This is a genomic window from Exiguobacterium sp. s183, assembly GCF_018617655.1.
Lineage (GTDB): Bacteria > Bacillota > Bacilli > Exiguobacteriales > Exiguobacteriaceae > Exiguobacterium > Exiguobacterium aestuarii_A.
In genome coordinates this window covers 1-14,218 of sequence record NZ_JACSKN010000010.1, presented here as the reverse complement: position 1 = coordinate 14,218, position 14,218 = coordinate 1, and the positions used below count along the sequence as shown (strand labels likewise).

At 42.5% G+C, this 14,218-nt stretch carries 12 protein-coding genes; 2 read left to right on the top strand and 10 right to left on the bottom strand.

Annotated features, from left to right (window positions below; all coding sequences use genetic code 11):
• The first annotated feature begins 59 nt into the window (after nt 1–59).
• On the top strand, nt 60–311 hold the full coding sequence (locus KNP62_RS14960; RefSeq protein WP_214786248.1) for a hypothetical protein: 252 nt from the start codon (nt 60–62) through the stop codon (nt 309–311).
• A gap of 214 nt (nt 312–525) precedes the next feature.
• Nucleotides 526–1,830, top strand: coding sequence for an N-acetylmuramoyl-L-alanine amidase family protein (locus KNP62_RS14955; protein WP_214786269.1), 1,305 nt, complete (start codon nt 526–528; stop codon nt 1,828–1,830).
• A 34-nt stretch (nt 1,831–1,864) separates the two neighbouring features.
• On the opposite strand, the gene KNP62_RS14950 is transcribed toward KNP62_RS14955, so the two are convergent.
• The 10 genes from KNP62_RS14950 to glmS form a co-directional block, all read right to left on the bottom strand.
• Nucleotides 1,865–2,377 carry a GNAT family N-acetyltransferase gene (locus tag KNP62_RS14950; protein WP_214786246.1) on the bottom strand — a complete coding sequence of 171 codons (513 nt, stop codon included), beginning with the start codon at nt 2,375–2,377 and terminating at the stop codon, nt 1,865–1,867.
• Nucleotides 2,378–2,410: 33 nt separating this feature from the next.
• On the bottom strand, nt 2,411–3,238 hold the full coding sequence (locus tag KNP62_RS14945) for a CPBP family intramembrane glutamic endopeptidase (protein WP_214786244.1): 828 nt from the start codon (nt 3,236–3,238) through the stop codon (nt 2,411–2,413).
• 144 nt (nt 3,239–3,382) lie between these two features.
• On the bottom strand, nt 3,383–4,531 hold the full coding sequence (locus KNP62_RS14940) for a mannitol-1-phosphate 5-dehydrogenase (protein ID WP_214786242.1): 1,149 nt from the start codon (nt 4,529–4,531) through the stop codon (nt 3,383–3,385).
• The gene (locus tag KNP62_RS14935; RefSeq protein ID WP_214748595.1) at nt 4,532–4,963 is read right to left on the bottom strand and encodes a PTS mannitol transporter subunit IIA; all 432 of its coding nucleotides are present in this window, start codon (nt 4,961–4,963) and stop codon (nt 4,532–4,534) included.
• A 47-nt stretch (nt 4,964–5,010) separates the two neighbouring features.
• Entirely contained in the window at nt 5,011–6,432 is a 1,422-nt protein-coding gene (locus tag KNP62_RS14930; protein WP_214697278.1) for a PTS mannitol transporter subunit IIBC, read from the bottom strand.
• A 167-nt stretch (nt 6,433–6,599) separates the two neighbouring features.
• Nucleotides 6,600–8,630: a BglG family transcription antiterminator gene (locus KNP62_RS14925; protein WP_214786240.1), complete on the bottom strand. Its 2,031-nt coding sequence runs from the start codon at nt 8,628–8,630 to the stop codon at nt 6,600–6,602.
• Nucleotides 8,620–8,889, bottom strand: a complete 270-nt coding sequence (locus KNP62_RS14920; protein ID WP_214786238.1) for a PTS sugar transporter subunit IIB — start codon at nt 8,887–8,889, stop codon at nt 8,620–8,622. The genes KNP62_RS14925 and KNP62_RS14920 overlap by 11 nt, the downstream gene beginning before the upstream one ends.
• A gap of 260 nt (nt 8,890–9,149) precedes the next feature.
• Nucleotides 9,150–11,708: an AAA family ATPase gene (locus KNP62_RS14915; protein ID WP_214786236.1), complete on the bottom strand. Its 2,559-nt coding sequence runs from the start codon at nt 11,706–11,708 to the stop codon at nt 9,150–9,152.
• A 49-nt stretch (nt 11,709–11,757) separates the two neighbouring features.
• Nucleotides 11,758–12,549: a restriction endonuclease gene (locus KNP62_RS14910; protein ID WP_214786234.1), complete on the bottom strand. Its 792-nt coding sequence runs from the start codon at nt 12,547–12,549 to the stop codon at nt 11,758–11,760.
• A 592-nt stretch (nt 12,550–13,141) separates the two neighbouring features.
• Nucleotides 13,142–14,218: glutamine--fructose-6-phosphate transaminase (isomerizing) (gene glmS / locus KNP62_RS14905; RefSeq protein ID WP_214786232.1), on the bottom strand; the 1,077-nt coding region annotated here is incomplete at its 5' end.

The window sequence follows — 14,218 nt, the reverse complement described above, 5'->3', positions numbered from 1 at the left end:
ACCATACTAGGAATTACAGCTTCATCAAATAAACAACTAATCTAATGGAGGTTATTCAAATGAAAAAAATTACAGGAGTATTATTCTTAGCGACGGCTGTTTTACTTTTGGGAAGCACAGTGAAACCATTGGCTGATGAAATGCCGCGTATCGGTAAGATTGAGCAACCAATTAAATCATATGCAGATGAAATGCCACGCATTGGTAAGGTTGAACAACCAGTAAAATCATATGCAGACGAAATGCCACGCATTGGTAAAGTTGATGCTCCCGTTATCCTCTTTGCAGACGAAATGCCACGCATTGGGTAATTTATTTTAAATATCATATTAGAGATTAAAACTTCTTAAAAAGACGCCTCGTGCGTCTTTTTTATTTGTAAAAGTCCTTTATATTTCAAAAAAGATAATTAAATTAAATATTAATGCCCAATTTTTTCTTTATTATCTATATAATAATAGTGATTTGTTGATCAGATAATGAAACGTTCAACTATTTTTCTGCAAAGGAGTCACTATTTTGAAAATGTTAAAGTCTAAATTACATACAAAATTGTTCATCAGCTCGACACTCATCGTCTCGGCTGTGACGTTTACACCATTTGATTTCCAATCCCCGTCTTCTCTCAATTATCGCGTTGAAGCAGCTACGAAATATTACACAACTACCGTCAATTTAAATCTTCGTAAGATGGCCTCTACCTCGGGAACAATTTTGACGACGATTCCTGCTGGAAAAACCGTCACGTATATTAGTACATACGGATCATGGTACCGCGTTTCCTATAACGGAACTGTCGGATATGTATCTTCTCAATATCTTAAAACATATCAGCCGACCACTGTGAAAACCTATACGACAACAGCTAATTTAAATCTTCGTAAAATGGCATCGACTTCAGGCACGATTTTGACGACGATTCCAAGCGGAAAAGAAGTGATTTATCTCAGTACATATGGCTCGTGGTATCGTGTGTCTTACAACGGAACAATCGGGTATGTTTCTTCCCAGTATGTCAAAGTCACGTCTTCCTCTACGATTACGCCAGATGCAACAGCAACCTACTATACTACCGCAAACTTGAACCTTCGCAAGATGGCATCGACTTCAGGTACGATTTTACTAACCATTCCGTCAGGCAGTGCTGTGACGTATCTGAGCACGTATGGCTCATGGTATCGCGTCACGTATAAAGGTGTTACAGGATATGTTTCTTCTCAGTATGTAACAACATCTAGTGGAGGAGATACGGATACTTCTCAAAAAACGGTCGTCATCGATGCAGGACATGGTGGGAATGACCCTGGGGCTGTTTATGGATCGGTATACGAGAAAGTCATTGCCCTTGATATGGCGAAACGATTGATGAGCACGTTGACGAACACCTATGACTACAATGTCAAATTGACTCGCTCTACCGATATGTATCTTTCCTTATCAGAGCGCGTCTCATTGAGTAAATCGTATAAAGCGGATGTTTTCGTTAGTCTCCATGCAAACTCTTCTGTGTACAGCTCTGCACATGGACATGAGGTGCTCGTGCCGACAACGGAAAGCTATACGACAAATCCATACGTTTCTGCGAGTCGATCGCTTGGTTCTTCGATTAATCAAGAGATTGGTTCACGTATTTCGGCCGTTCAAAACCGCGGCGTGAAATACCAAAATGTATATGTTGTCGGGAAAAATGTCGTCCCTTCCACACTTGTTGAGTATGGCTTTATCAGTAACTCAAATGATCGTGCCTATTTGACGAATGCGACGAACCGCCAACAGATGGCGAATGCGACAGCGACCGGTATTCATCAGTTCATGCGTTCTTATTATTAACAAATAAGGAACTTAGCATTCATCGCTAAGTTCCTTATTTTATGTTCACTTCCCATATCATGTGGGGTGCACCAGGACCCCAGTAATGGTCAAGAATCAATGAAGGTTCACCCAATTGTTTTTGCCAATAGGTCTGAGCACTGGGAAATCCCGCATCTAAGTAGAAGACGTGTTGCTTTCTCCTGAGGATTTCTCGCTTCATTTCTTCTAATAGAAATTGCCCGACTCCTTGACGCTGCATACGAGGAAGAACATAGACGCTCCCGAGTTCGATGGCGCCCCGCTTTGTTTCCAAGTTACCCGATATAATATCGTTTGGAGGCAACAAGGCCCCCGCCCCAATAAGGTTTCCTTCGTGCTCAACCACATACAATTGAACATGATCGTCGTCAAAATGATCTTGAATGGTCGTATTCAGGCGCGCTACTTCTTCATCAAGCAAATCGGCGTCTTCAAAACGCTCTCGTCGAATCAAGTCACTCAAACTCTCCATAAATAAGCGTTGTAAGGATTTTACGTCTGATTGCTCGAGTGCGCGAAAGTTCAAGACGTCCACTTCCTTTTCTCTTTTTTGTTTTTTTTACTCTTTACCCTCGCGAATCCGATGCGTAACACTCGGATACGAAGGAATGAATTCTTCAAGCGGCTCGTAATTCAATTTCCCGTATGTTTTCCATAACACTAAAATCGCTGCGGTCCATAACGTGATCATCAAATGAATTAAGCCGATGGGATACCCTTCTTCTGCTTCGAAGCCTACCATCACGAACATGACGTTGAACATTGTATGCATGAGAAATGCGGACCACAAATTGCGCGATGATCCATTGTATACCCAGCTAATCAGAATCGAATAGGCCATAACAGACAATCCATATGCCCAAAACGGCAAATTTGCCTGACCGGTACCAGCCATAAGAAAAAGCGGTGTATGCCAAATCGCCCAAATTCCCCCTAGCACTAAACTTGCCAATAATGGGGACAATCTCGACTGCAACGCATCAAGCAAATAACCTCGCCAGCCGTATTCTTCTTGTAGCGTCCCACCCAGGAAGAGCATATATAAAAAGTAAGGAGCAATCCACCACGGTTCACGAGCGATTAACGCACCACTCCGGTCCGTCCACCAATACGCGACAAGGAATATGAATGGAATCAATCCGAACGGGATTGCGTACGTTTTCCAACTCATTCTCACTTGAATACTTTTTTGAAGAATATGCCTGACCCCTGCTACACCCCGAAGTCGATACATCGTCAATACACCGGAAAGACTCGGTCCAAACGCTCCAATAATGACGATTGCCATAATCGGTAAATCGGTCCACCAATAGAGACTCGCCCAGACAATCCATGAATAACCGAATGTGATTGTAATAAATCGAATGATTTCTGAAGTTTTATACATAACGAGTCTCCTTCCTGTTGATAAGTACCCGTTATTGCAGGAGGAAATACCATCCTCCGTCACTCTTCTCAATTTGTTCAGATTTTCTTCCAACAGTAAAAGAGCACACCTGCTTTCACAGACGTGCTCTCGCCTTCCATTCCCTTATGACACGCGTTCTTTCTCTTCTTCCCGAATCAAATGATATTGGTCGAGAATCAATTGCGTCAATGTGTCTCCCTCATGGAGCTGCAAATATTTTTCAATCGTTGATGAGATGCCGTGCTCTTCAATCGACAAATTGAGTTCTGACGATTCCGAATCCTCCGGGTTGTGATAATGGAGGGCCGCTGCAATCCCGTAGGCGAGTTCGTTCGGCTCGATCCCGTTATCCATCAACTCACGGGCTGGTTTGACGAGACGGTCGCTCGGTCCGAGTTTACGAATCGGCGAACGTGCCACCCGTGACACCTCATCCTTTAATTTCGGATTTTCAAAACGCTTGATGATTTTTTGGATGTATTGGCTATGCTCTTTCGCTTCGAAGCCATATTTCTCAAGCAATAACCAACCTGTCTCATACAAGGCGCCTTGAACGACTTGACGCACGCGGCGATCTTGTAGCGCCTCATCAATCGTCGCCTTCCCGAACAACGAACCGATATAAGAGGCGATGGCGTGCCCGGTATTAACCGTGAAGAGTTTGCGTTCGATGTACGGTCCGATTTCCTCGACCCATGTCACACCTTGAATCGGTGGTTGCTCGTTCAGCCCTTGCGTTTCAATGACCCATTCATGGAACGTCTCGACTTCCACATAAAGTGGGTCTTCATGCTGTTGAAGAGGAACGATACGGTCAACTGCCGCATTCGGGAAGAAGACATTTGCCTCCCCGACACCGCCACATGCCTCTACTTCTTGACGAAGAATGGCACTCCCACCAATCATGTTCTCACATGCGATGACATAGACCGGCGCGTCCTCAACTTCACGTACACGGAGACCTTCACTGATCAATGGGGCTACTTTTGAAAGAAGCGATGGTCCGACAGCCGTCGTCACGAGATCCGCTTCTGCAATCAGAGCCGCGACGCGGGCTGGCTCTTTCAAACTGTTAACCCCGCGTACTCGGTCGACGACGATTCGATTGACACCGTCTTCCGCGAATCCGACCTCATAATGACGTTTGGCTTCGAGTGCTTCGATGACCGTGTCGTTAATGTCGACGAACGTCACCTCATAACCACTTTGATTCAGTAGCAACCCGATAAATCCGCGTCCGATGTTTCCTGCTCCAAAATGAACAGCTTTCATTTATGCCACCTCTTCCATGAAGAGCGCCAAGATTTCTTCTTTCGTCTTCGCCTGAACAAGACGCTCCACGTTTTCTTCGTCCGAGCAGAGAATCGCAATTTGCGAAAGGAGCTCTAAATGTTCATCATTCACGCCCGCAATCCCGATGACGAGTTTAGCCGTCTGTCCACCAAAGTCGACACCGTCCGGTACTTGCAGGAACGAGATTCCCGTCTTCTGAACCGCTGATTTCGCCGCTTCTGTACCGTGTGGAATGGCTACGTGATTTCCGATATAGACGTTTGCGATCGCTTGACGTTCATGCATCGCTTCTACATACTCCGGCGTCACACAGCCGGCGTCTTGTAAGACTGCCCCGGCTGCTGTGATCGCTTCCTCTGTCGTTGCGAATGTTTGATTAAGTCGAATCATCTCTGTTTGAATGAATGGCATTTTGATTTCCTCCTAATAGCTAAACCGTATCTCTATCTGTTCTGTGTTCAAGAAATTTTGCTGCGTTCCGCTTTAATCTCTTCTACCAATTGATCATAGTAATCGGCGTTCAAGAAGTTTGTGACCGAGCGATGAATCGCATTCGGTGCTTGCGCTTCTGCGCGCTCTGTTAAGTCTTCATGCGTGATGACAAACTGCGCATCTTTCGGCAAGTTGCTGATCGACGTGTTCGTCACTTTGATTGGCAAGTTGGCTTTATTGACCTTGTTTCGGAGAACCGAGGCCCCCATCGCACTTGACCCCATTCCTGCATCACATGCGAAGATGATGTGATCGACTTTATCAAGACGATCTGTCACGAGAGCAGATGCGTAAGACTGTTTGCCTTTCATCGCGCTCACGTTTTGTGTCGCTTCTTCGAGTGATACTTCCTCTGCTGCGCTCGATTTCAAGATGACACTCGCCACAGCAAATGTGACCGCTGCCGATAAGAAAATCCCTGCCACGAGTCCGAGGTATGAACCGCGTGATGCCATCGCGAGAATGGCAAAGATACTACCTGGTGAAGCCGGTGCGACGAGACCGACATCAAAGAGTACGAATGTGAAGATCCCTGTTGCGCCCCCTGCGATCATCGCAAGGATCAAAATTGGCTTCATCAACACGTATGGGAAGTAAATCTCATGAATTCCACCGAGGAAGTGAATAATCGCTGCACCAGGTGCTGTACGTTTTGCTGCACCTTTGGCAAAGAACATGTATGCGAGAAGTAATCCAAGACCTGGCCCTGGGTTCGCTTCAAGTAAGAAGAGAACAGACTTACCAGCCTCTGCCACTTGATCGACACCAAGTGGACTTAAGATCCCGTGGTTGATGGCGTTGTTCAAGAAGAGAACTTTTGCTGGTTCGATGAACAAGCTTGCCACTGGAAGTAATTTCGCCCCGACGATCCAGTCAACCCCTGCCGCCATCACTTTATCGAGGGCACTCATGATTGGACCGAAGATTTCGAATCCTCCAAGCATGAGAAGTCCACCAATGATCCCGACCGAGAAGTTGTTGACGAGCATTTCGAATCCTGCTTTGACTTTGCCTTCAAGGGCACGGTCGACTTGGCGGATGATGTAACCACCGAGTGGACCCATGATCATCGCTCCGAGGAACATCGGAATGTCTGTCCCGACGATGACCCCCATCGTGGCGAGCGCCCCGACGACACCGCCTCGTACGTCATGAAGTAATTTACCACCTGTGAAACCGATGAGTAATGGTAAGAGATAGGTGATCGTTGGACCAACGAGTTCTGCTAAGTTTTCGTTTGGCCACCATCCTGTCGGAATAAAGAGTGCTGTGATAATCCCCCAGGCAATGAAGGCACCGATGTTCGGCATGACCATCCCACTGAGGAAACTACCGAACCGTTGTACTTTGACTCGGACCCCGCCCGAGCTCGCTTGCGTATTCGCCATGTATAAAACCTCCAGTCTGTAAAATGTGAAAGGTTGAATGTGTAGTGTAGCTAACCGGTTTGTGCTCTACACCTGTATTGTATGCTCGGAGTAAGCGCTTTCTCAATTCAATCCAGTTCACACTTTGGCAACATTTTGTGCCAAACAAAAAAATGACCATGGTTCGGTCATTTTTCGTACAACGTCTCATGAATCATTTTCTTCATGCATTCGTGCAACAATAAACGAAGGTCCTCTTTCGCCCCCGTGCTGTATAAACGCATATGTTCCTCGCTCTCAATGAGCGATCCACTGATCGCACTTAAAAATTGAAGTTCGACATCGCGCGCCTCTTCTGGTGCTAGGAGCACGAGAAGTCGCGTCACGGGTTCAGTCGATTGATCCATCATCAGGAGCGGGATCGATGTCGTTAAATCGAATGCAAACACACTCGCTTTCTCAATCGAAGCATGTCGTCCGTGGAAGAGTGCCAGTTTTATACCCGGCACCCCAAGACCTGCAACTTCGTGACGCCGGAGCAATTGCGCAGACAACTGAATTCCACTTTGCACGAGATTTCGTTCCTCAAGATGTGTTCCGATATCGACCAGGATATCCTCTAAACGGTCCGTATTGTTGAGTGTGACCAAATCAAACTGATCATCCATCCGCTCGAACGTCTCCACGAGTTCGCCAAGTTCTTCAAAATCGAGCATCGTCGATCGCGGCTTTGAAGTCAACGTTTGAAATGATTGCGGTAACGACAACAAGAGATGACGGACGCGCTGTACTTCCTCACTCGTCAACAACGGATTGACGATCAATGTCGGTACCGAGAGTGGTGGTAATGGCACTGTCGACAAGACGACATCATATTCCTCGAGTCGATGCTGTTCTAATCCGAATAGAGACGAGTTGACCACGTCTTGCATCTCCGGGAACTCTTGACGTACTCGATTGACGAGCATCTTCGACGAACCGAGTCCGGCCGAGCAGACGACGAGTGCCCGATACTCGCGACGCCGCACTGGTTTGACGAGCGCTGCCGCGAAGTGCATCGCCCAAAAGACCGTCTCTTCCTCTGTGAACGTATTCATCCCAAAGACGATGTCGGCAGCCTGTTGGATTGCGGAGCGAAGTCCCGGATAGTCTCGGTCGATATGCGGCTTGACTGTACTTGTTTCAGGTAACGCCTGCGTGTTCATACTCGACAAGATGTGCGCGAGCAGTCCACGTTCGAGCGCCGTGTCATCCGTAAAGGTAAACCCGTAAATGAGCGAGACGTGATGAATCAGTTTATGCACCCGAATCTGCATGATCCACCGCTCTTCTTCATCTTCTTTCATTTGATCTTTAATCGAGCGAAGGCGATTCGCCTCCTCGGCAAACCAGACGCGTTCCGCCATCGAGTAAGTGATGCCAAGCGCTTCCTCCATGTCGGTCGCGACTTTCAAATAGTCCTCAGACCTGCCTTTCGTATACATCTCTAAAAAGAATCCGGACGCTAGCCGTGCTTGTTGCACACCATAGGCGAACGTGACCCGCATGATGGTGCGGTCATCCATCCGCTCAAACGAGCGTGACTTCAAATAATCATAACCGTCCCGAAGACCTTCCAGCATCTCTTCGCATGGTACGGTCTTCAAAAAGGCCGGAATGTAGTCATCCTCGCCACGAACGAAGCGGTAAAAGGCAAGTGTATCCCAGTGAGCGAGCAACGCGTTGATCAGTAGCTTACGTTTCTCCGACTCATACCCGAGCACTCTGGCACCGACACCTTTTTTCCGTTCGACTTCTAAATGATACTCTTCGAACCATCGATCCAACTTCTCCAAATCTTGCGTCAATGTACTCGGAGACACGTGCATCTGTTTGGCGACCGCCTGCAGTTTGAGTGTGTCGTTCTCGAACAAGAGGCGCCACGCCAGCTCAAATAAACGATCCTCGCTCGTCGGGATCGCTTCTGCAGATAAGATGAGGTCTTCTCGTAGCTGTTGCTTCGCAGACGGTTTGCCGACAAGGCTAAGTCCATGCCCGCGTTGCCAGGCGAGTTCGAGCTCGAACTCTTTCAAGATGCCTTCAAGTAATTGTCGTTCGCGTTGAATCGTGCGTTCAGATAAATTCACCGCCTGCGCGATTTCGGCGAGCGGTGTCGATGTCTCGGTTGCCAATAAGTGTAGTAAGATTGACCGTTCTCGCGCGGTCCACTCATGTCTCATGCTCATCCATCCATTCTTCGACAAGTAGTCGGTATTCCTCGAGCGACAGGAGTTGTCGGACTGACCGGACACGTGCGGTCGGATGGGTAACCGGGGTCGCCCCTTCCTGATAGAGAATCAAATCCACCTCATTCGGGATGTTTTGAATCGTTCCGTGCATAATCGTACAAGACAAGCGCCCCTCGCTTGCCTGTGCGAACAACTTCGCCGCCATCGCACTTGTCACAAATCCGCTATGGCAAGCAATGTATACGTTCATGTCAGCCCTTCTTTCGTCGCTTATCTTTATCTAATCATAAGTTGGAACCGCTTACTTCTCCTACTATTTTGCTTGTTGGCAAAGATATCGGCAAGCAGTAAAAAGCACCTCTCGCAAGGAAAGGTGCTTTTTAAAACGTCACGCCAAACTCTCGTACCACTAAACCAAAAACGATAGTTTGCATCTATATCTCAAATCATTTCCTACAACTAAAGTTATTCCTAGAATTTTTTCTCTTTAAATATACATACAATATTTTATTATGATTTATACTCATCGCTTAATCTTAGTATATATTGAATATCCTCATTAAACGCCTCTTTCGTAGCACGATTGTTTTGACTTTCTATAGATTGACTGTGTCCACTCATCCAACGACAAGACTTACTGAATAATTTATTTACTGGTTCTAACTCGTTAACAAAATTATGATTTATATCTTTGACCTTAGTAAACATAATATTAGGTTCATGACGTCTTATTATATTTTTCAAAAAACCTTCTTCAACTATTAATTCGCACCAAGTTCTTATATCTGAGTAAGCTTTCTTTAAAGATTCTTCTAATTCGTCTCCAAAACAAGAATCAGAGTTTATGTAGTCATTTTGCTCCCTCAGTCTTTTCGTGATTATCTTCAAATTTTCCATCCTACCGCTAAATGATTCCGATACGTATCCTTTATTCATTTTGTCGATTTCATCTATTTTAAAAAATTTGTTTTCTTTATCTAAAGGTTTAGTACTCATATTATAAAGCATATAATAAAACATAATATTGTGAGTAAACACAAGAACTTGCCTTTCTTTTGATAATTCATAAACCAAATTCGCAATTAGCTCTGTTCTTTTATAATCCAAAGAAGTAACTGGATCGTCTAAAAGAATAGGATTAAAATCATTTCTCATTGTTAAATCAGTTGCGAATTCAGCCATCGCTATTGCTTTTTGTTCACCCTCACTCATTATTTGGGTAACTTTATAATGCTCAGAAGTTATATATTTCTTTCGAAGAGTTTCTCCTTTTTTAGGTATAAGCTTAAAATTCACATTCGTTACTTTTAATTGTTCAGAAAATTTATCAAATATCTCGAAGTACTTTTTTTCTACAATGGCTTTAAACGCTTCTTTCTGCTTGATTGTTAATGTATTAGTCGAAAATTTTAATTTTATGCTTTCTAATTTGTTCATCTCTTTTGTTAATTGAAACCATTTGTCAAAATATGTACTTAAATTATGTATTTGTACATTTTTCTGTGTATTCATTTTTAAGTATTTAAGGGTCTCAATTGCTTTAAAGTTTTCTTCTCTAGAATCGTTTAATTTTTTGATTCTATCCCCTAAAACAATAATTTCTAATTCTATTGTTTTAAGAATATGTGTCAAATCAAGAATTTGTGTATTCTCCACGGGAACTCTGGCTACGATATTATCGTTAAAAATATTAACATTAAGGTTTAATAGTTGAATGGTTGATTTGATTTTTTCAATAAATTTCTCACTACCAAATAACGCTTCCTCCTCTTTCGAGAATAATTTAATCTCATTTTCTATAATGTTTTTTTGAATCTCTGTTTCGATTAATCTCAATTTATCACTATTGCTATCATTGACTTGTTTTATATAACTCCCAATTAGTTCAATTCTACTTTCAATTAGAGGAGCACTACAAAAAATACAAGGGTCATTATAGTTTAATTGTGTTTTATCAATTGAATCCAAGTAGTGTTTACCCGCTTTGATAAACTCTAGCCATTCAGTATTAATAATATCTAAAAAGAAAACTCTATTTTTAAATGACTGATTAAAGCGTTGTTCTTCAGCAAGTTTCTCTTCATATTCTTTTATAAGATTATTAATCTTGTTGAGATTATTTTGATTTAGTAATAAAGATAGTTTTTGAATACTATCTTTTATTGATTCCACCTTCAATTTCTGTGCTTTCAAAATTTTTATTTTATCCTCAGGATTTCCTGATTCTAATTCCTTAATTCGAAGGTCTGTCTCTTCTATTATTTCTTTGTAATTCATCGGTATTGGATAATTATTATTTAAATACTCATTTAATTCATCAATAGATATCACATCTTTCAATATTTGATTAAGTTCATCTCGAATATTTGCATGTGAGGTATCTATAAATATCTCTTCTTTTTTTTCTTTCAATTGTCTGAGTATCTCTGAAGTTTCGTTTCTTAACAAATCTATTAATTTTGATACGTTTTGAAAATTTTCGAAACCCTTAGGTAAAATATTAAATGTTAAGTCATCATTAATTAAAGGAGTTATTGAATCACTATCTAATACATTTATTTTACAAAGCTGTTCATGTCTTTTATTTATATCTACTAACTCATCTTTTAATTGCCCATCTAATTTGAATGATATGTTAACCAATTGACTGACTGCTTCATTAGTTAATTGATCCCCATACACATTTGGTATAATATTCAAATTTTTTTCTGAAGTATAGTAATTATCTGCTAGTTTTCGGAACATTCGAATATAAGAAGATTTTCCTGATCCGTTTTCTCCATAAAAAACATTTAGTCTCTGTCCCAAGGAAAACTCAATTTTCTCAGATAATGCATTTATATTAGTTGGAGATTTTAGATTTTTTATCGTTAAAATCTCCTCACTAACACTGTCCATCTGAGTAAAAAACTTTTCCTGAACTTTCTCTCCAGTTTCAATAATTTGAACTACTTTTTGCATAAGTTTTTGAGGGTCACTAGTTTTTTTTTCAAACGACTCATTTATTAGATATACTTTCCACCCTTCTCCTCTAGCCCACTCCGATAAAAAATGTAGTGCTGTCTTCAATCAATTCTCCTCCATTCCATTTAAAAAATATTGTATACATGAAGTGTATCTATAAATTCAATTTTTTATACTCTTCTATAATTTTCTTCCTATATTCAAACTCTTTTTCTTGATATTTTATATCCTTAGGTCCTGACTCAAAGGCAATTAACTGACTTAATAAATTAAGATAATGGAATATGTCGCTCTCATTAAAAAATCTGTGACAACTTAAATATTCTACTTGATCTATCCACATTATTAAGTGTTCATCAATATAATCTCCACTACTAATAACGCCGATTAATTTATACATTTCATCGTGAATCCTTTTTTTTTCATCGTTACTTAATAATTTATCAATTAAATGCTTATCTACTCTTTCGACTTCGAAATATTCTTCATATAATTTATGCTTTTTTATTAACTTCATAAATTTATTACCGCTTAATAACCCTATTTCCAAATTCCGTCCCGTCTTTTTTTCAAACTCATCTTTGCGTTTTTCTTTCCATTCTCCCCACCAATTATGTTCTTTATTTGTGAACACTTTGGGAGTGCATAATATCCATTTCGTTATCGTATCTTCTTTAGTTTTTATGGCTTTATTATATGATTTACTTATGTTACTTTTTCTTGAACTCGTTAAAGAATCTAAATAAAATTTGCATTGAATGACGGTAAAGTTTCCATTTTGATGATTAATGAATACATCAATTCCGTCATCTCCTGGTGATGGTTTAACATCTTGAACGTCGTCTTCCAAAAATTCTGATTCGAATACATGTAGACAAATTCTTTCTAATATATTTCTAGATTCATCACCGTGCTTTTCTTGTAACCAATTAAATCCCCTTTCCATTTTCAATCCTCCTTTTTCGAATTTATTACAAAAATATCCTCTTACCGTAATGATACTGAAGAGGATATCTTTATTCAAACCTAAATAACATAACTGTAAGGTTACTGCTGTACCCGTAAAACAATGTCGTTCCCTGGCTTTCCTTTTAAACCCTTGGTACGACTGACTTTCCATATATTATAGGCGAATTAGTTGTTCCCTAATCCGTTCTTTTTCATCATGTTTTTTGTCATATTTCATAATTTCCAGGTAAAAAAGTTGTTCCTTTATATGCTGGACTTGTTCTTCTATTTCCCGCTTTTTCTGATGCTTTTTCTCGCTAGTTTACCCACTTCTTTTTCCTCTCCATTTCCTTAAAACCGAATGTTTATCAGGCTTTCTCTCACGCTTTTCTTCTCGCTTTTTCCCACGTTCTTTCTCGCCAGGCTTTTCCCCTCGCTCTTTTTATCCAACAAAAAACACGAGGAAAATCAGATGGTGATTCCGATTTCCCTCGTGTTAGAGAACGATTAATTTGACCAAGAATACAGTTTATTTTGCTAATGAAAGACTTTGTTTTGCAGATACAACTGCTTGAAATTCATAAATTCGATTATTCCACTGTCACCGATTTCGCCAAGTTTCGTGGCTTGTCGACGTCACATCCACGAGCGAGCGCCGCGTAATATGCCATCAACTGAACCGGTAATACGTTGATGAGCGGTGCTAAGAGTGGCTCGACGTGTGGCAAGATGAAGTCATCACTCTCATGTTCGACGCCTTGCATGGAGATGATACAGGCGTTCGCGCCACGGGCGACGACTTCTTTGACATTCCCACGAATATTCAAGTTCGTCTTCGGTTGCGAGATGAGCGCAATGACCGGTGTCCCGTCTTCAATCAATGCGATTGATCCGTGTTTGAGTTCCCCACCCGGGTACCCTTCCGCTTGGATGTATGAGATCTCTTTGACCTTAAGTGCCCCCTCGAGACAGACCGACGCATCGAGTCCACGTCCGATGAAGAACGTATTTGGTGTCGTCTTCAAATAACGTTCCGCGAGATCCTCGAACAGTTCTTTTTGCGCCATGATCGAATCCATGATTGTCGCAACACGAGCGAGTTCCGGCATAAGATTGAACGGCAACTCTTGCCCTGTCGCACGGGCGATGTCATACGCGAGAATCGCGAGGACGGCAATTTGTGCCGTGTACGCTTTCGTCGACGCGACGGCAATCTCCGGTCCTGCGTGGAGGAGCATCGTCTCGTTCGCTTCACGCGACAGTGTCGATCCTGGAACGTTCGTCATCGTGAGTGCTTTGTATCCGCGTTTCTTCACTTCGACGAGGACGGCACGACTGTCCGCCGTCTCACCAGACTGGGATAAGAAGACGAACAACGGACGTTCACTTAGGAGCGGCATGTTATAGCCGAATTCAGACGAGATGTGTACTTCTGTCGGAATGCCGGCAATGCGTTCTAAAATGTCTTTCCCGACGAGTCCGGCATTATAGCTTGTCCCACAGGCGACGATATAGACACGGTCTGCTTCCGAGACGAGCTCACGCACGCCGTCCGTGAGTTCGATGTCGCCGTTCTCGTTCTGGTAATGCTGGATGATGTTGCGGATGACGGCCGGCTGCTCGTCCATCTCCTTCAACATGTAGTGCGCGTACGTGCCCTTCTCGAT